Below are 17,284 nucleotides of genomic sequence, written 5' to 3' on the forward strand. Positions count from 1 at the left end.
ATTGCGACTAAACACACATGAGTTTAATATCGAAAAACGATTTGATAAAGGCTTCCGGCTTACATAAAATAGGATTTCTGAAAAATCCTGTGGCATCTGCTGTGATGAGCATTGCTAAAATAAATGAAGTAAACAAACTATACGATAAGCTGAAAGACAAGGAAGGCAAAGACTTTTTCGACTCATTTGTGAGGGAGCGGAACCTAAGCTATATAGCTTTTGAAGAAGATCTGGCTAAAATCCCGAAAACCGGTCCGTTTATTTTAGTTTCCAATCATCCGCTTGGTGCCATAGACGGCATTTTGATGTGCAAAATTCTTTCGGAAGTGCGTCCGGATTTTAAAGTTATGGGGAATTTCCTGCTGGAAAAAATAAAACCCATGGAGCCGTATGTTATCTCTGTAAATCCTTTCGAAAACAGGAAAGACGCATACAGCAGCTCATCCGGAATGCGGGAAACATTAAAGCATTTACAAAACGGAGGCTGTGTAGGTATTTTTCCTGCGGGGGAAGTATCCAATAAAAACAATCCGTACGGAGAAATTTTAGATAAAGAATGGGAAAAACCTGCCCTTAAACTCATCCGAATGGCTAAAGTGCCGGTCGTTCCTATGTATTTCCATGCCAAAAACAGCAGAATGTTTTATCAGATGGCCAAAATTCATCCGAGCTTACAAACCCTTATGCTTCCGGCAGAAATGATGAGCGACAGGGAAGAACCTATCAGAATACGTATCGGAAGGCCTATTGCTGTAAAAGCAATGGAAGACATGGAAAGCACTGAAGAGCTTGGCGATTTTCTGAAGCGCAAGGTGTATATGATGAAATCGTACTACGAAAAAAGAAAATCACTTGCCCAAAGCATCAATCTTAAAAATCTTTCGGTAAAATTCCCACTGCTTAAAGAGGAGAATATTGTTCAGAATATTATCGACGAAACGCCTAAAGAAGATATCCTTAAAGACATCCGAAAGCTGAAAGGGACCGACAAAATGTTTTTCAGCAACGGAAACTACGAGGTCTATTTTACCAAATATGAAGAAATTCCTTCAATTATGCGGGAAATCGGCAGACAGCGGGAGCTTACATTCCGGGCTGTAGGAGAAGGCAGCAATCTTCCCTTTGACCTGGATGAATATGACAAACATTATCATCACCTTTTTTTATGGGATAATGCTGAAGAAAGACTGGTAGGAGCATACAGGATGGCACTCGGGAGAGAAGTCATGAAAAAATCAGGAATCAAAGGATTTTACACCAGCTCACTATTTGAATTTGAACAGGACATTCATCCTTTCTTTAAAAAAGTCATTGAAATGGGACGTGCCTATATCTGCCAGGACTATCAGCAGAAACCGCTTCCTCTTTTTCTTCTTTGGAGAGGAATTGTGCATGTATGCCTGAGAAATCCGGATCATAAATTCTTAATGGGAGGTGTAAGTATTTCTAATAAGTTTTCAGAGTTTTCGAAATCCCTGATGATTGAGTTTATGCGTTCCAATTATTATGATTCTGCCGTAGCCCAGTACATTACACCGAGAAATGAATATAAAGTAAAACTTCGTGACAGGGATAAGCATCTTTTTTTCGAAGAAATGGAATCGGATTTGAATAAGCTGGATAAGATCATCGATGATCTGGAACCCGAACTGAGGCTACCCGTACTAATCAAGAAATATATTAAGCAAAATGCGAAAGTTATTGCTTTCAACGTAGATCCCAACTTTAATGATGCGATTGACGGACTGATGTATATCAGAATAAGCGATCTTCCTGAAAACACGATTAAACCGGTACTGGAAGAGATGAGCGAGCAGATTCGCCGGGAGCAGGAAAATAATTCGGTTGAAAATCAGTAGGTTTTTAAGTTTTGTTAAAAAAAGTAATATTAATACTTGCTTCATATACGAAAACTTACTACTTTTGCATCACTTTAAAACAACGAAGTAAAAGAATGGTTTCTTAGCTCAGTTGGTAGAGCAATGGATTGAAAATCCATGTGTCCCTGGTTCGATTCCTGGAGAAACCACAAAAACCACCTTCAAAAAAAGGTGGTTTTCTTTTCCAAATGTTTTAAATAATTTGCAAGATGTGATAATTATTATTACTTTTGCACCACTTCAAAAAAAGAAGCAAAAATTAAATGGTTTCTTAGCTCAGTTGGTAGAGCAATGGATTGAAAATCCATGTGTCCCTGGTTCGATTCCTGGAGAAACCACAACAAAAGTCATCTCAATCGAGATGACTTTTTTGTTTTCTCACCATTCTTACGCTGAAAATAAGTATATTCGCTTCTCAAATTTTTATTGAACAATGAAAAAGATTGTTTCCGTTTTATTTTTATTTTCGGTAATCACAGCATTCGCTCAGGAGGCCATTCAGTTTCAGGAACTGCCGTTTAAAGATCTTATTTTAAAGGCAAAAAAAGAAAACAAACTCATATTTATTGATGCATACACTTCATGGTGCGGCCCCTGCAAGATGATGGAGAAGAATACATTCACTAAAAAATCAGTCGGAGATTATTTTAATGCAAATTTTGTCAATGCCAGATTCGACATGGAAAAAGGTGAAGGACGAGAGATAGCGGCAAAATACGGTGTACGCTCCTATCCTACTTATCTTTTCCTGAACGGTGATGGCGAACTTGTTTCTCAGAATTACGGATATATGGAAGAAAGCATGTTTCTCACCATGGCACAGGGTGTAAGTTCACCCAACAATAAAAAGAGTTCTTTAAAAGAACGTTTTGAAAAAGGGGAAAAAGATCCTGAATTCCTGATCAATATTATGAAACTTAATTCTTCTTCAGATTTTGATTTTGCTAAAAAAGCTTCCGAAAGATATTTTGAAAATAAAAGCAAGACATCCGAATTTACAAAAGATGATGTTGGTCTTTTACTGTATTTTATGAAATCTCCCGAAGACAAAAATTATAAAGTTTTCACAGAAAGAAAATCGGAAATCATTAAATTTTTACCTGAAGAAACGTACCGTGAATTTGACAATCAGATCAAGCTGGGAAAAATTGTTGAACAGTCTATCAACAATCAGAATAAAAGAATTAATGATGATTATTTTATGAAGATTGCCGAACCTCTTGTAGGAAAGCATGATGCAGAAATAAAACTTAACCAGACCAAATTAAGCTATTACGAACAGAATGCCAATTTTCCGGAATACGAAAAAGCAGCACTCGCTTACTATAGAAATTCGGAAGCTTTTGAACCTAATGAATTACTGAAGGCAGCATGGATGTTTTCTGAGCACATTACCACTCCTTCATCGTTGAAAAAAGCAGCTGAATGGGCTGAAAAGTCTGTGATGAGAGGTGAGACTTCCGAAAATACTTACATTCTGGCAAAACTTTATTTCCTGACCGGCAATAAAGACCAGGCTAAAACTTATGCTGAAATGTCCAAAAATATAGCATCACAGGCACAAAAAGATTCCACACTTGCAGAAACATTATTACAACAAATTAATAAGAAATAATGAAGATCAGACTATTAGCAGGGTTTCTTACTCTTTTTATATTAGGAAATTTAAATGCCCAGGAACAGGAAAACAGCAATGGAAAAACCGTTTATATAAAAGGCAATGCACTTTTAATTCCTATCGGGATCGTCAATCTTGCAGTTGAGCATCAGCTCAGTAAGAAATTTACCGTACAGGGAGACGTTTTTATTTCTCCATGGAAATCTTTTGACGGACACGAACTACAGTATTATTCGATATCGGCAGAAGGAAGATATTATTTCAATGAAGCTTTCAGGCATTTTTATGTAGGAGCCAATATTACAACTTCAGCTTTTACCTTGCAAAAATGGAATTATTGGACAGAGGAACCCTATTATAATGATTATGGAGAAGTTTTTACAAGTTCCAATCTTTACCAGAAAGGTTACTCGCTCATATTAGGTGTTACTTTAGGGTATCAGTTCAGAGTTTCCGACAGGTGGAATATTGACCTTTATGGATCAGTAGGAACCTCACAGGACTTCTACAAAGGGTACGACAGAACTACCGGAGAACGCTACGACAGAAAAGATAACAAGTTCAACAGAAGTGGTGAAGTCCTTCCTTACAGAGGAGGTGTCATGATTTCTTATAAATTAAAATAAATTCTAATGAAATTATTCGGAAAAAATCACCTGATCCTTTGTGCTATTACTTTCATTATCCTTTTTCTTATGAATTACCTGGGCAATGACCAGGCTGATAAACTGGAAAGAGCCTTAATGATTGGTGGTGCAGGGGTAATAGGTTTGTCTATCGGTTTATTGATAATGAATAAAGGCAAGAATGATAAAACACCGCCGCAGGATTTTGACTAAAATGTGATCAGGCGTGAAGCCGCTTAACTTGTGAATTAAAACTGATACGATTGACGATCCACTTGTCAGTTTTCATAAATAATATACTTATTTCTGATTTTCTCAAACCTTTCCAGTCCGGGTTTCCACGAGACTTTAATCTCGGCAATAGACTTTCCGGCAATAATCTGCTTCCTCAGCGTATCATTTCCGGCTAAGGTATCGAACCAGAAATTTTTACCTGATGCAGGCTTGAGGAAAAAATCCAGATCAGGATTTTTATAGTTTTGATACGCTTTAATAATCCATTCGATATTGAGTTCTTTTAAGTCTTTCGGATAGCCTGACAGGTTTTCTCCGTAACAGAGTTTTCCGTTTAAGAAGGGGTCTTTTGCTCCAAAATTAGGTTTCGGGGTGAACTGATACGGCAAACTTTTCGTCCAGGGCGACCCGTAAATCTGAAAAGGCAGATCGGTCCCTCTTCCTACAGAAACCTGGGTGCCTTCAAAAAAGCATAAACTTGGATACAGGTTGATTGATTTTTCGTTAGGCAAATTAGGTGAAGGTTTTTCCAGCATCGGATACCTTAGTTTTTTATGATAATTTTTCATCGGGATTAAGGTGTATTTAGCCTGAATTCCTTTTTCCAGCCATTTTTCCCCATTGACCATTTTTCCATATTCTCCGATGGTGAGACCATACACTACGGGTACTTCATGCATACCGACGAAACTTGTCCATTTTTTATCCAGAACAGGACCGTCAGTATAGCCGTCGTGAGGATTCGGGCGGTCGAGCACCATTACCTCAACATTATTTTCCGCACCAGCCTCCATAAGGTAAGTCAGTGTTGAAATGTAGGTGTAAAAACGCACCCCGACATCCTGTATATCAAAAACCATAATATCAATTCCTTTCAGTTGTTCGGGTTTTGGTTTTTTATTGTTTCCGTATAACGACACAATAGGAATCCCGGTTTTTACATCGATTCCGTTTTTCACTTTTTCACCTGCATCGGCATCACCTCTGAAGCCGTGCTCAGGAGCAAAAATAGATTTAATTTTAATTCCGTTTTTAACTAAGAAGTCAACCACATGCGTTCTGTCGCTCATCAATCCTGTCTGATTGGTCACCACGCCAATTGTTTTACCTTTTAACAACGGTAAATAGAGTTCCGGCTGGTCGGCACCCGTTTTAAAACCTTTCGGAGCCTGAACCTGAGAATAATATTGATGGAATACTCCTAAAAAAATTAGGCAAATCAGAAGTAAATTTTTAATTTTGAAATCTAAATTCATAAGCTTGAAGTTTCCTTTATATTTCTCTAGAAAAATAGCGTTTTCCAAAGATAACAAAAATAACCTTTCACGGGTTATCATCTTCATTGGTAGACTTTCTGTAGCGCTTGGAATTATTGTTTCTTTAATTACCGTATCTACCGGATTCGGTTCTAAAAAAGCAATCAAAGAAAGACTGGCAGATTTCAGCGGACATATCACTGTAAAATCTACAAGATCAAACTCTTCATACAATACTTCTGTACTCGACAATCAGGGTCTTGATGTCAAAAAGATCCGCCAGATTCCCGATGTGGAATCGGTACAGAAATATGCCATGATTACCGGTATTATGCGGAACGAGCATAACTTTGCTGGAATTATCTTCAAAGGTATCGGAAAAGATTTTGACAGCCTCAGATTTAAGAAATTCCTGATTGCCGGAACCACGCCGCAGGTCACTGAAAAAGGCTATAACAACGGTGTCGTTATCTCTGAAAAAACAGCCCGTGATCTTCACCTCAAAGTAAAAGACAGCATCGTTACGGTATTTTCAAAGGCCGACCAGCAGCCGATCTACAGAAAATTTGAAGTATTGGGAATTTACAGAACGGATATTAAGATGATTGATGACCAGTTCGTGATAGGAGACATTAACCATGTCCGTAAAATCCAGGATATGAAGCCGGATGAAATTGGCGGAATTGATATTTTCTTTAAAAACGTAAATGACGCGGATGCCGATTTTCCTGAAATTGAAAAGCTGATCGGGTATAAAAACTATGCTGAAAAAGCGACTGAAAAATTTCCGCAGATTACGGACTGGATCAGTATTTTCGACACTAATATTGCGCTCATTATCATTATCATGCTGATCGTTGTGGTCATAAATATCATCATGGTTCTTTTAATTCTGATTATCGAAAGAACCAATTCCATCGGTCTTCTTAAAACCCTGGGCGCAAGCAATGGCCAGATCCGGGCAACCTTTATCAATTATACATTGATTATCATGATTCCCGGGCTTTTATACGGAAACTTAATCGGTCTGGGATTGATTTTGATCCAGAAATTCTTTGGCATTATTAAACTTAATCCTGAAAATTATTACGTAAGCACTGTTCCGGTAGATCTTAATCCGCTGGTGATCATTTCCATTTCATTGGGTATTCTGATCATTTCAGGACTTGCCCTTATTATTCCGAGCTATCTTATCAGCAAGATTTCTCCGGTAAAAGCCATTAAATATAATTAATTGAAAAGTGAACGGCAAATTGTCAAATACCTAAATTACAATAGATGTAATTGATCGCATCTTCACCCTGATAAAATTTAAAGCCGTATCTTTGCCGTGCTTAAAAAACATTTATGAAATACGCAAACAACATCCTCGAAACCATAGGAAATACTCCGCTGGTAAAACTGAATAAAGTTTTAGGTGAAGATTTCCCGGCAATGGTTTTGGCAAAGGTGGAAACCTTCAATCCAGGAAATTCCGTAAAAGACAGAATGGCCGTGAAAATGATTGAAGATGCAGAAAAAGACGGAAGACTGAAGCCTGGAGGAACCATCATCGAAGGAACTTCGGGAAATACGGGAATGGGGCTGGCTCTTGCAGCGATCATCAAAGGATACAAATGTATTTTTGTAACCAACTCAAAACAATCAAAAGAAAAATGCGATATTCTGCGTGCCGTAGGCGCCGAGGTAATTGTTTGTCCTACAGACGTAAAACCTACGGATCCGCGTTCTTATTACTCCGTATCCAAGCGACTGGCTGCGGAAACTGAAAACGGCTGGTATGTTAACCAGTACGACAATTTATCCAACAGAGCGGCACATTACGAATCTACGGCTCCGGAAATCTGGGAACAGACGGAAGGAAAGCTGACGCATTTTGTGGTGGGAGCAGGAACAGGAGGTACCATTACAGGCTGCGGAACATTCTTTAAAGAGAGAAATCCCAATATCAAAGTGATTGGTGTAGATACATACGGTTCTATTTTGAAGGAATACCACGAAACCGGCGAGCTTCATTACGACCACGCTTATAGCTATATTACTGAAGGCATCGGTGAAGATATCATTCCTGAAAATTATGATATGGCTGTAATCGATCATTTTGAAAAAGTAACGGATAAAGACGGTGCCATCTATGCAAGAAAATTAGCAAAAGAAGAAGGAATTTTCTGCGGATATTCTGCAGGAAGCGCGATTGCTTCTTTGGTTCAGATGAAAGACCAGTTCACAAAAGATGATGTGATCGTTGTACTTCTTCACGACCATGGTTCAAGATATGTCGGAAAGATCTACAATGACGAATGGATGCAAGAAATGGGCTGGCTGGATTAGTCGGTCACTCTTAAATAATAAAGAACTCAGAACATTTTTGCTCTGAGTTTTTTATTTTATATTAATTTAAAACTTACTGTTCATCTTATTCCTGAATGTTTTTCTTTAAAACCTGTTTTAAAAAACTGTAATCTTTTTCACTCATCGATTTTCTGGGGAACATGTAATTATACTTCCCTTCGATGTTAATGAACTCATTATTGCTGTCGAAAAACTCAAAATCTTTCCATTCGCTGGTTTCTTTATCACCGTCGATATTTACGGTAAAAAAATTTTCATCCATTCTGATTTCGTAAATTTTGCAGTTTTCAAGTTTCGTTAAATAATGTGCAACCTGTTTTTTCCATCTGGAGACTTTATTAATGCTAACGGAAAGAAAAACAGCACAAAGCAGGAAAAGAAAGCTCACAAAATACAGGATTCCCGATTTTTCTTTTGTGAAATCATCTTTGAAAAGAAATAAAATCACCAGAATAAGACCGATTATAATTGTAGTCACCGTTTTCCCTCGCGTGGTAGGCGAAAAAAACAAGCTTCCCTGATTTCCTGTAAAATATATTTCTTCAAAATCCTTTCTGTTCGGTTTCAGAATGATTATTTTCTCTTCAGTCATATTATTAATTCTACAGCAAAGATAAGTTTTTCATTCTATCAATCTCACTTTTACCGGTCACCTCAAACTCTAAAACTCTTTTACTCTCTAACGTTACCCTCATCATATCTGGCGATCATGGAAAGTTTATTCATCAGCTCGCGGTTTTTCTGTCTCAGTTCTTCCATTTTATTCAGCATATCATGGATTACTTCAAGCCCAGGGAGATTGATCTCCAGATCATAATGCCAATTGGTAAACCTCTCGAAAGACGGCAGGTCTTCATACATGAGATAACGGATCTCGTTTTCAGTATGGATATTCAGCAAACCGGAAGCTACGAGTTCATCAAAAAAAGTAACCTCAATATTGTAAATCTTTACGAGTTCTTCGCGTGATATTCTTTCATTCATGGCTTAGGAATTTTTTAGTTGTTCGAAAAGTTGCTTCTGCTTATCCGTAAGATTGGCAGGCAGTTTCACATCGTAGGTCACAAAGAGATCGCCAAACTGGCCCTCTTTTTTGTATACAGGAAAACCTTTTCCCTTTAGCCTTACAGTCATTCCGTTTTGTGTTTCAGGCTTTACCTTCAGGTTTACATTCCCGTTTAACGTATTTACTTTTACATCGCCGCCCAGAACAGCCGTATAAAGATCGATGGTAACGCTGGTTTTTAAATCATCGCCTATTCTTTCAAAGTCAGGATCTGCCGGAATATTGAAGGTTATATACAGATCACCGTTCGGTCCACCGTTATGGCCCGGACCGCCGTGTCCTTTCAGTTTAATCTGCTGCCCGTCATATACTCCTGCCGGAATGGTAATTCTCACCTTTTTCCCATTGATGTCAAAAGTCTGCTGATGAGTAGTTGCGGCGTCACGCAAGCTTAGGTTCAGTTCTGCATGAACGTCCTGTCCTTTGAATTTCCCTGAAGAACTTCCCCTGGAACTCCTTCCAAAACCTCCTGTTCCCCCGAACATACTTTGGAAAAAGTCTGAAAAATCTTCACCCTCACCGAAGTCTGCTCCGGAAAATCCGCCATTGTGATCATTTCCGTAATTTTGATACTGTCTTTGCTGCTGTTGCTGGGCTTTTTCGTACTCTTCACCATGTTTCCAGTGTTCGCCATATTTATCGTATTTAGCTCGGTTTTCAGGATTGCTGAGAACTTCATTCGCCTCGTTGATTTCTTTGAACTTGCGCTCAGCCTCCTTATCATCGGGATTCAGATCGGGGTGCAGTTTTCTCGCAAGTTTGCGATAGGCTTTCTTAATATCTTCCTGCGTTGCAGTTTTATCTACGCCTAAAATTTTATAGTAGTCTATATAAGCCATAGAAACGTTTTACTCAAATTTAAGAATTTTTGAAAGGAAATTCATATAACGGAGTGTTAAAAATAAAGCTATCTTTGAGTAAAAAGCGCCCTATGAAAGATGTATTGAAAAATTACTCGGGAATCCTGCTTTTACTTTTCGGAATCATTATCGGAAGTATTATCGGAATTGTCGCACCCCAGATTGTAAATTATATAAAACCGTTAGGAGATATTTTCCTGAATTTACTTTTTGTAAGTGTAGTTCCCCTTGTTTTTTTTGCGGTCTCCAATTCTATCGCTTCGCTGGAGCAACAGTCGAAGTTCGGAAAAATCATGGTTACGATGGCGTTTACTTTTCTTTTTTTCATCTTAACGGCAGCTGTTTTTACCATTTGTGCCGTCTATCTGTTTCCGGTTTCGGGAGTTACTGCAAGTAAGGAGCTGCTAAAAGTTACCCCGGAAGAGAGCTGGGGCAACAGCATTGTGAGTTTTTTTACGGTGGGTGAATTTACCCAGCTTTTTTCACGGCAAAATATGCTTGCGCTTCTCATTTTTGCTTTTATGACAGGATTTTCCGCAAGGAAGGCGGGAGAAAAAGGACATCCATTCAGAATGTTTATTGCTTCCGGGTATGAAGTGATGAAAGAGCTTTTATTATTGATCATGAAAGCTGCACCCATTGGTTTGGGGGCCTATTTTGCTTACCAGGTCGCCACATTGGGACCACAGCTTTTTGGGTTTTATGCCAAGCCGCTCGGGCTTTATTATATTGCGGGCGTCATTTATTTCCTGTTGTTTTTTTCCATTTATGCTGTTATGGCCGCGGGAGCGAATGGTGTTAAAAGTTTTTGGAAAAATGCTATTTATCCTACGGCCACGGCACTGAGTACCTGCAGCAGCTTCGCTACCATGCCTGCCAACTTACAGGCTGCATCCAGAATCGGAATTCCAACTCAGATTTCAAATATTGTGATCCCGATCGGGACTACTCTTCATAAAAACGGATCTTCGATGTCATCGATCATTAAAATTTATGTTGCGTTTCTCATTATCGGGAGAGATTTTTTTGATCCTGTGAATTTGCTCCTGGCTTTAGGGATCACTGTTTTTGTGAGTATTGTAGCGGGCGGAATTCCCAATGGCGGCTATATTGGCGAAATGCTGATGATTTCAGTTTACAAACTGCCGCAGGAAGCTATTCCGGCAGTGATGATTATCGGCACTTTGGTTGATCCTTTAGCAACCGTTCTGAATGCGGTAGGACAATTGGTGGCTTCGATGTTTGTGAGCCGATTTGTGAAAGTCTGATAAATTTGACTGATGTATTAATGAAACCAGCCCAGGTTATACAAAAAACCTGCGCAGCTTTTATGCAAAAGGTGCGCAGGTTTGGGTCAACTCCTGCTTAGGTTTAGGGTAAAACCTGCGCAGGTTTTGTACGCTTACCGGTCTTTGGTAAAAGTGGCCGTATTGAGGGCATCGGTAATACGCTTACCGGGACGGTAGTTTACCTTTGCGCCTTTGATAAGACTTACATTAAATTTGTCGGCACTTTCAGCACTTGCACTGCTGAGACTGGGATAGAAGCTCCCTAGTTTGTCGAGCCTGATGATTTTGCTGTTGGCAAGCTCTTTCTGGATTACGTTTTCGAGAGCAATGATGACTCCCCGGATATCTGCTTCACTGAGGGCAGAAAATTTTTCGATTTCCTTCACCAGGTCATCAATGGTCATTTCACCATCGGTTTTTACCTGTGCATACCATCTTTTTGTTCCTCCGCCAGTTACGCCTGGCTCACCGCGTTCAATCACTGTGTATTTAATAGACATTTGCGTTAATTATTTAGATTAAGGGGTAAACTTAAAAAAAAAATTAATACCAAAGTCCTTTGTAAACAAACATCTACAAGCCAATAGAAATATTTCTATTACCGTTTGTATTTTGATTCATTTCGTCATTTCAGGTAGATTCTGAAAAAATTATCTCGAGAAGTTTGTCAATTTTAAAGACAGCCTGTTCCCGGTACATCTTTCTTCAACTTGTCACGAAGAACAGCCGAATTGACGAATCCAATGCAGCAAAATGTACAAGCGGCATCTGTACTATTTCCCATATTCTGAAGACAAAGCCATATTGATATTCTGACCATGAGACCAAACGTAATTTCTGTGAGCCCAGTCCGGATCAATTTTCACTCACTGCGCTTTACAGGCTCTAAATTTTCCAGCTCTTCCGGTGTGAAGAGTGTATAAATAACTTTAAATGTTTTTCCCAGTGGAGTTTCCAAAGAAAATCCTCCCGGCCCGAAACCATCGGTAACATCGAGCGTAAAATGTGAATATTGCCAGTATTCGAACAGATCACGGTCGATCCAGAATTCGTGTCCGTTGATGGTTCCTATCATGGCATCGTTCATTCTCGGGTAAAACCCGCCTTTTTCAAAGCACTGCGGCTGTGTTCCTTCGCAGCAGCCTCCTGCCTGGTAGAACATCAGGTCTCCGTATTTTTTCTCCAACTCCCAGATGACTTCTAAGGCTTCTTCTGTAGCTGAGAGTCTTGCTATTTTGGATGTCATAATTTTCTTTTTTTAGTTGTTCTTTTGTCTTGAAATCGAAGATTATCTCCTTTTAGTCGATGAATGTTATTTCGACATAGTCAAACAAAAGAACCAAAAGTTCAGGACCTGGAAGCTGCGGCTAAAAATGAGTTCTATTCTCTAAAATTCTAAACTCGCGCGAATTCAGGATTTGTTCTTCGGCTCAATATTGTTCTCGCGCTTCAAACACTAGAATTTTCTTAACGTTCACAGAATTAATTTTCTTAACGCCTACCCTTCTAAGTCTTTTATAAACTTAAAAAGTTTCGGCGAAATTTCATTTCGCCGAAACCAATATTAATATGTCAGCTTGCGTTTCCGGCTATATCGAGAACAATTCTTCCATCGATCTGTCCTTTTTTCATTTTATCAAAAACATCGTTGATGTCTTCCAATTTTGCAGGGGTCACCGTTGCTTTTACCAAACCTTCGTTGGCAAAATCAAGGGCTTCCTGAAGGTCTTTTCTTGTTCCTACAATGGAACCTCTGACGGTGATTCTCTTGAGTACCGTTTCAAAAATGGGGAGTTCAAATGATCCGGGCGGAAGACCGTTCAGCGCAATAGTCCCTTTTCTTCTCAGAACGTCAATTCCCTGTTTGAAAGCAATAGGAGAAACGGCCGTAATGAGCGCGCCGTGCATTCCGCCAACTTCTTTATGCAGGTATTCTCCCGGATCCGTGTTTCTTGCATTGACAACCAGATCTGCCCCGAGTTTTTTCGCCAAATCCAATTTATCATCCGCCACATCAATCGCTGCCACATGCATTCCCATTGCTTTCGCATACTGAACGGCTACGTGACCCAATCCTCCTATGCCTGAAATGGCGACCCATTCTCCTGGTTTTGTTTCCGTTTCTTTTAACCCTTTATACACGGTAACTCCGGCACAAAGAATCGGTGCGATCTCCAAAAAGTTGACATTGTTTTTCAGATGTCCCACATATCTTGAATCTGCAATGACGTATTCTGCAAAACCACCGTCTACACTGTATCCGCCATTTTTTTGCGCTTCGCAAAGGGTTTCCCATCCCGTTATGCAGTAGTCGCAGCATCCACATGCTGAGTAGAGCCACGGAACGCCTACCGCATCTCCTTCTTTTACATAAGCTTCAGGACCGCAGGCTACCACAATTCCCACACCTTCATGTCCGGGAATCAGAGGCATTTTGGGCTTGGCCGGCCAATCGCCGTCAACGGCATGAAGATCTGTATGACAAACGCCACAGGCGATTACTTTTACCAGTACTTCATATCTTCCGGGTTCTCTTACCGGAACTTCTTGTATTTTTAATGGTTGTCCGTAGCCCTGAACAACTGCTGCTTTCATTGTTTTTGGTATCATATTCTCAGTTTTGAATTAGTTTTTATTTTTATTGGAAATCGTTGTAAATGTGCGAAAGGCTATTGTGATATTTTGTAATGAAATGTTGTTTTTATTTCCTGCGGATTGTGCAGATTTCGCAGATTATTATGCTTATTCTAAAATCTCGCACAAAGATTTATTTGTAAAAATTAAAAGACAAAAAATGATTAGTAAAGCTTGGTCTGCTTGAATTTCTATTCAAATGAATTTATCTGTGTAATTCGTGAAATCTGCGGGAACCAATTTTTCAAATCTTTTGTTTTCGTGTATATTTTTATTTCCCGCAGATTTCACGGATCATTATGTTTTTTTAAAAAGAGTTCCGCATCCATTTGCAATATGTATTTTGACAATTGAATCTCTGTCATAATATCAATGCTGCGTTGTCGCGTGAGGGATAGGAAGGGCGGCGAGGAACGAGCCGGTGCGAAGCGAAGCGGAGCACCGAAACGAAGTGCAGCCCTGGATAGCCCGACCGTTTTTCCCCGGCCGGGGCCGGGGAAAACGGGCACGCCCTGATATTTTTAACGAATTAAGTTTTAATTTTATTAACGCCTTCGCTTCCTATGTCGTTTTCCTTTGAATATGATTTCTTTTAGATCTAACTTTATTTAGCCTAAAAGAAACCTAATTTGTTTTTGTTGTAGGAGATCAGCATATTTTTGGTCTGACGGTAATGATCAAGCATCATTTTGTGGTTTTCTCTGCCGATTCCCGATTGTTTATAGCCTCCAAACGGTGCTCCTGCCGGATAAGAGTGGTATTGGTTTACCCAAACTCTTCCTGCCTGGATATGTCTCGGGATATTATAAAGCTGATGGGCATCTCTCGTCCAGACTCCTGCTCCCAGTCCGTAAATGGTGTCATTGGCAATTTTAAGGGCTTCTTCTTCGTCTTTGAAGGTTGTAAAAGCGAGTACCGGACCGAAAATTTCTTCCTGGAAAATGCGCATCCTGTTATTGCCTTTGAAGATTGTCGGCTGAATATAGTATCCGTTTTCGAGCCCTTCGCCTACATTATTAACGTCTCCTCCTACAAGTACTTCTGCACCTTCTTCTTTTCCGAGTTTGATGTAGGAAAGTATTTTATCTTTCTGGATCTGTGATGCCTGAGCACCCATCATTACGGTTTTATCGAGCGGATTTCCAACCTTGATGGCTTTTACTCTTTCGATTACTTTTGCGATGAATGCATCGGCAATATCTTCCTGAACAAGCAGTCTTGAAGGACATGTACAGATTTCTCCCTGGTTCAGTGCAAACAGAACGGCTCCTTCGATGGCTTTATCAAGGAATTCATCATCGGCATCCATCACGGAACTGAAAAAAACATTCGGGGATTTCCCTCCTAATTCCAAAGTTACCGGAATGATGTTTTCGGTAGCATACTGCATAACGAGACGACCGGTTGCGGTAGATCCTGTGAATGCTGCCTTAGAAACTTTTGGATTGGTAACCAGTGCCCGCCCGAGTTCTGCCCCGAAACCGTTAACGATATTTACCACTCCCGGAGGAAGAAGATCACCAATAAGCTCCATTAAAACCATAATAGAAATCGGAGTACTTTCTGCAGGTTTCAGTACGACGCAGTTTCCTGCAGCCAGGGCCGGAGCAAGTTTCCATACTGCCATAAGAATCGGGAAATTCCACGGGATAATCTGTGCAATTACGCCAAGCGGTTCGTGAACGATAAGGGAAACAGTGTCTTTATCCAGTTCGTTATGCGAACCTTCTTCAGCTCTGATAACCGAAGCAAAGTATCTGAAATGGTCAATCGCCAAAGGAATATCTGCTGCCAATGTTTCTCTTACTGCCTTACCGTTATCAATGGTTTCAATGGTTGCGATATATTCTAAGTTCTGTTCGATTCTGTCGGCAATTTTATTTAATATAATACTTCTTTCTGTTGAAGAGGTGTCTTTCCAGGTCTGGAAAGCTTTTTCCGCAGCATTTACAGCTGCCTCCAGATCTTCTTTTGAAGAGTGTGCAGCCTGCGTAAACTTCCTGCCGTCAATAGGTGAAACCACATCAAAATATTCTCCGTTCACAGGTGGTGTAAACTGTCCGTTGATATAGTTTTCATATCTGTTTTTGAATTCAGGCCACTGAAGTAATGTGGATGATTGCTGTTGTGTTGTTGTGCTCATATTTGTACAATTTTTAATTTTTCTAAAGCCAAGTTAGATTTATCCTGCATATTCGAATAGCATTATCGTACAAAAAAGCTTCAAAATCGTACAGAAAAATAATTTTTATAATTCATTAACATTCAGTAAATACCATATTTTTCTTATATTTGAGATATGTGTAAACATAAAAATGTTTAGAAATGAATGATCATAAATTTTTATTGAAAACTCCTGAACTGAAAAGGGAAAACCAGCTTTTGAGCATGGTTGAAAATCAGACCAAATTCAATCTAAACAATTGTGAATTCAGTATTTATGAAACGCATAAGGCCGCTTTTGATGTAAAACTGCATTTCGAAACAATTGCCTTTACGGCAATGCTCCGCGGGAAAAAGCATATGAAGCTTGACAATAAGACCAATTATTTTGATTATTACCCCGGAGAATCTGTTCTGGTAGCTCCCGGTGAAACCATGGTCATCGATTTTCCTGAAGCTGATGAAACACCCTCGCAATGCATCTCGCTGAGCCTGAATCCGGAGTTTATTGAAAATTCTCTAAACCATCTTAATTACCATCTTCCAAAAGCAGATGAAACATCTCAGTGGAATATTGAACTTGATGAATATTTTCTTTTCAACAATCAATCATTAGCTTCAGCCACAAACAATATTATGCGTATTGCCATGGATGATAATTCGCAGAAAGATATTATGGCAGATTTTGCTTTGAAGGAACTTCTGATACGTTTGATGCAGACCCAGGCAAGAAGCATGGTAGAAAAAAATATTGTAAAAAATAAATCAAGAATAGGTTTTGCGGTAGATTATATCCGAAAGAATCTTCATCAGAAATTGTCTATCGAAAGCATTGCAAAAATGGCGTATGTAAGCAAATCAAATTTCTTCAGGATGTTTAAGGACGAGCTGGGAACTTCGCCGAATGAATTTATTCTTCAGGAAAGGATCAGCAGGGCAAAGGAACTTTTAAGAAACCGGAGCAGCATTAAAGAAACTGCTTACCAGACGGGGTTTTCTGATACCAATTATTTTACAAGAGTTTTTAAGCAGCTGGTAGGGGTTACGCCGAAAAGTTATCAGGATAGAAATACTTTAAATATTTTTGAATGATTCCTCCTAAAGATATTATTGAATTTCTATTTGGCGTAAAAGTAAGCAGGAAAGCAAATTGGATTATTAATCTTTGTATTTTGCTTTTTTTAGTTGTTATTTTTCTGGTTATTAAAAAACCTATTTAAAAATATCATTCTGAAGGAAGTACAATGGCAGGGAATCTTAAATAATTGATTTAAAAAGATTCTTCGTCCCTCAGAATGACATATTC

16 protein-coding genes and 2 tRNA genes are annotated in these 17,284 nt (G+C 39.2%); 10 read left to right on the forward strand and 8 right to left on the reverse strand.

Going from position 1 to position 17,284, the window contains the following annotated elements; translation table 11 throughout:
- The first annotated feature begins 17 nt into the window (after positions 1 to 17).
- From ACYT6F_RS00690 to ACYT6F_RS00715, 6 genes are all read left to right on the forward strand, one after another.
- On the forward strand, positions 18 to 1,859 hold the full coding sequence (locus ACYT6F_RS00690; RefSeq protein WP_472599424.1) for a lysophospholipid acyltransferase family protein: 1,842 nt from the start codon (positions 18 to 20) through the stop codon (positions 1,857 to 1,859).
- Between the two features lie 97 nt (positions 1,860 to 1,956).
- Positions 1,957 to 2,029 (forward strand) — tRNA-Phe (locus ACYT6F_RS00695).
- A gap of 116 nt (positions 2,030 to 2,145) precedes the next feature.
- Positions 2,146 to 2,218: transfer RNA gene (locus tag ACYT6F_RS00700), tRNA-Phe, on the forward strand.
- Positions 2,219 to 2,313: 95 nt separating this feature from the next.
- A complete protein-coding gene (locus tag ACYT6F_RS00705; RefSeq protein ID WP_472599425.1) occupies positions 2,314 to 3,495 on the forward strand; it encodes a thioredoxin fold domain-containing protein in 1,182 nt (393 codons plus the stop codon).
- Positions 3,495 to 4,124 carry a DUF3575 domain-containing protein gene (locus ACYT6F_RS00710; protein ID WP_472599426.1) on the forward strand — a complete coding sequence of 210 codons (630 nt, stop codon included), beginning with the start codon at positions 3,495 to 3,497 and terminating at the stop codon, positions 4,122 to 4,124. The genes ACYT6F_RS00705 and ACYT6F_RS00710 overlap by 1 nt, the downstream gene beginning before the upstream one ends.
- Before the next feature lie 6 nt (positions 4,125 to 4,130).
- Positions 4,131 to 4,337: a hypothetical protein gene (locus ACYT6F_RS00715; protein WP_472599427.1), complete on the forward strand. Its 207-nt coding sequence runs from the start codon at positions 4,131 to 4,133 to the stop codon at positions 4,335 to 4,337.
- 65 nt (positions 4,338 to 4,402) lie between these two features.
- On the opposite strand, the gene ACYT6F_RS00720 is transcribed toward ACYT6F_RS00715, so the two are convergent.
- Positions 4,403 to 5,614: an exo-beta-N-acetylmuramidase NamZ family protein gene (locus ACYT6F_RS00720; protein WP_472599428.1), complete on the reverse strand. Its 1,212-nt coding sequence runs from the start codon at positions 5,612 to 5,614 to the stop codon at positions 4,403 to 4,405.
- Positions 5,615 to 5,618: 4 nt separating this feature from the next.
- Here ACYT6F_RS00720 and ACYT6F_RS00725 point away from each other — a divergent pair, with 4 nt between their 5' ends.
- Entirely contained in the window at positions 5,619 to 6,848 is a 1,230-nt protein-coding gene (locus ACYT6F_RS00725; protein WP_472599429.1) for an ABC transporter permease, read from the forward strand.
- A gap of 113 nt (positions 6,849 to 6,961) precedes the next feature.
- A complete protein-coding gene (locus tag ACYT6F_RS00730) occupies positions 6,962 to 7,945 on the forward strand; it encodes a PLP-dependent cysteine synthase family protein (RefSeq protein WP_472599430.1) in 984 nt (327 codons plus the stop codon).
- An 85-nt stretch (positions 7,946 to 8,030) separates the two neighbouring features.
- Here the strand turns inward: ACYT6F_RS00730 and ACYT6F_RS00735 are convergent, their stop codons facing one another.
- The 3 genes from ACYT6F_RS00735 to ACYT6F_RS00745 all read right to left on the reverse strand — a co-directional run bounded on the left by ACYT6F_RS00735 (position 8,031) and on the right by ACYT6F_RS00745 (position 9,871).
- Positions 8,031 to 8,558 carry a hypothetical protein gene (locus ACYT6F_RS00735; RefSeq protein ID WP_472599431.1) on the reverse strand — a complete coding sequence of 176 codons (528 nt, stop codon included), beginning with the start codon at positions 8,556 to 8,558 and terminating at the stop codon, positions 8,031 to 8,033.
- Positions 8,559 to 8,638: 80 nt separating this feature from the next.
- Positions 8,639 to 8,950 (reverse strand): chaperone modulator CbpM, encoded by a 312-nt coding sequence (locus ACYT6F_RS00740; protein WP_472599432.1) that lies wholly within the window; start codon positions 8,948 to 8,950, stop codon positions 8,639 to 8,641.
- Positions 8,951 to 8,953: 3 nt separating this feature from the next.
- Complete coding sequence (locus tag ACYT6F_RS00745) at positions 8,954 to 9,871, reverse strand: DnaJ C-terminal domain-containing protein (protein WP_472599433.1); 918 nt, start codon at positions 9,869 to 9,871, stop codon at positions 8,954 to 8,956.
- 92 nt (positions 9,872 to 9,963) lie between these two features.
- On the opposite strand from ACYT6F_RS00745, the gene ACYT6F_RS00750 reads away from it, so the two are divergent.
- Positions 9,964 to 11,160 (forward strand): dicarboxylate/amino acid:cation symporter, encoded by a 1,197-nt coding sequence (locus ACYT6F_RS00750; protein WP_472599434.1) that lies wholly within the window; start codon positions 9,964 to 9,966, stop codon positions 11,158 to 11,160.
- Between the two features lie 134 nt (positions 11,161 to 11,294).
- Here the strand turns inward: ACYT6F_RS00750 and ACYT6F_RS00755 are convergent, their stop codons facing one another.
- The 4 genes from ACYT6F_RS00755 to ACYT6F_RS00770 form a co-directional block, all read right to left on the reverse strand.
- Positions 11,295 to 11,681, reverse strand: coding sequence for an HU family DNA-binding protein (locus tag ACYT6F_RS00755; RefSeq protein WP_472599435.1), 387 nt, complete (start codon positions 11,679 to 11,681; stop codon positions 11,295 to 11,297).
- Positions 11,682 to 12,043: 362 nt separating this feature from the next.
- Complete coding sequence (locus tag ACYT6F_RS00760) at positions 12,044 to 12,427, reverse strand: DUF779 domain-containing protein (RefSeq protein ID WP_472599436.1); 384 nt, start codon at positions 12,425 to 12,427, stop codon at positions 12,044 to 12,046.
- A gap of 326 nt (positions 12,428 to 12,753) precedes the next feature.
- Positions 12,754 to 13,791 (reverse strand): alcohol dehydrogenase AdhP, encoded by a 1,038-nt coding sequence (gene adhP / locus ACYT6F_RS00765; protein ID WP_472599437.1) that lies wholly within the window; start codon positions 13,789 to 13,791, stop codon positions 12,754 to 12,756.
- 637 nt (positions 13,792 to 14,428) lie between these two features.
- Positions 14,429 to 15,958, reverse strand: coding sequence for an aldehyde dehydrogenase family protein (locus ACYT6F_RS00770; protein WP_472599438.1), 1,530 nt, complete (start codon positions 15,956 to 15,958; stop codon positions 14,429 to 14,431).
- A gap of 182 nt (positions 15,959 to 16,140) precedes the next feature.
- Between ACYT6F_RS00770 and ACYT6F_RS00775 the strand changes: the two genes are divergently transcribed.
- Entirely contained in the window at positions 16,141 to 17,070 is a 930-nt protein-coding gene (locus tag ACYT6F_RS00775; RefSeq protein ID WP_472599439.1) for an AraC family transcriptional regulator, read from the forward strand.
- Positions 17,071 to 17,284: the final 214 nt, after the last annotated feature.

The organism is Chryseobacterium sp. NG-CE01 (assembly GCF_055695505.1).

What these genes read in the sequence shown, in the direction of transcription:
- ACYT6F_RS00720 (WP_472599428.1), bottom strand. Translation starts at nt 5,614, where the DNA reads ATGAATTTAGATTTCAAAATTAAAAATTTACTTCTGATTTGCCTAATT.
- ACYT6F_RS00745 (WP_472599433.1), bottom strand. Translation starts at nt 9,871, where the DNA reads ATGGCTTATATAGACTACTATAAAATTTTAGGCGTAGATAAAACTGCA.
- ACYT6F_RS00710 (WP_472599426.1), top strand. Translation starts at nt 3,495, where the DNA reads ATGAAGATCAGACTATTAGCAGGGTTTCTTACTCTTTTTATATTAGGA.
- ACYT6F_RS00760 (WP_472599436.1), bottom strand. Translation starts at nt 12,427, where the DNA reads ATGACATCCAAAATAGCAAGACTCTCAGCTACAGAAGAAGCCTTAGAA.
- ACYT6F_RS00755 (WP_472599435.1), bottom strand. Translation starts at nt 11,681, where the DNA reads ATGTCTATTAAATACACAGTGATTGAACGCGGTGAGCCAGGCGTAACT.
- ACYT6F_RS00705 (WP_472599425.1), top strand. Translation starts at nt 2,314, where the DNA reads ATGAAAAAGATTGTTTCCGTTTTATTTTTATTTTCGGTAATCACAGCA.
- adhP (WP_472599437.1), bottom strand. Translation starts at nt 13,791, where the DNA reads ATGATACCAAAAACAATGAAAGCAGCAGTTGTTCAGGGCTACGGACAA.
- ACYT6F_RS00750 (WP_472599434.1), top strand. Translation starts at nt 9,964, where the DNA reads ATGAAAGATGTATTGAAAAATTACTCGGGAATCCTGCTTTTACTTTTC.
- ACYT6F_RS00770 (WP_472599438.1), bottom strand. Translation starts at nt 15,958, where the DNA reads ATGAGCACAACAACACAACAGCAATCATCCACATTACTTCAGTGGCCT.
- ACYT6F_RS00775 (WP_472599439.1), top strand. Translation starts at nt 16,141, where the DNA reads ATGAATGATCATAAATTTTTATTGAAAACTCCTGAACTGAAAAGGGAA.
- ACYT6F_RS00690 (WP_472599424.1), top strand. Translation starts at nt 18, where the DNA reads ATGAGTTTAATATCGAAAAACGATTTGATAAAGGCTTCCGGCTTACAT.
- ACYT6F_RS00715 (WP_472599427.1), top strand. Translation starts at nt 4,131, where the DNA reads ATGAAATTATTCGGAAAAAATCACCTGATCCTTTGTGCTATTACTTTC.
- ACYT6F_RS00740 (WP_472599432.1), bottom strand. Translation starts at nt 8,950, where the DNA reads ATGAATGAAAGAATATCACGCGAAGAACTCGTAAAGATTTACAATATT.
- ACYT6F_RS00735 (WP_472599431.1), bottom strand. Translation starts at nt 8,558, where the DNA reads ATGACTGAAGAGAAAATAATCATTCTGAAACCGAACAGAAAGGATTTT.
- ACYT6F_RS00730 (WP_472599430.1), top strand. Translation starts at nt 6,962, where the DNA reads ATGAAATACGCAAACAACATCCTCGAAACCATAGGAAATACTCCGCTG.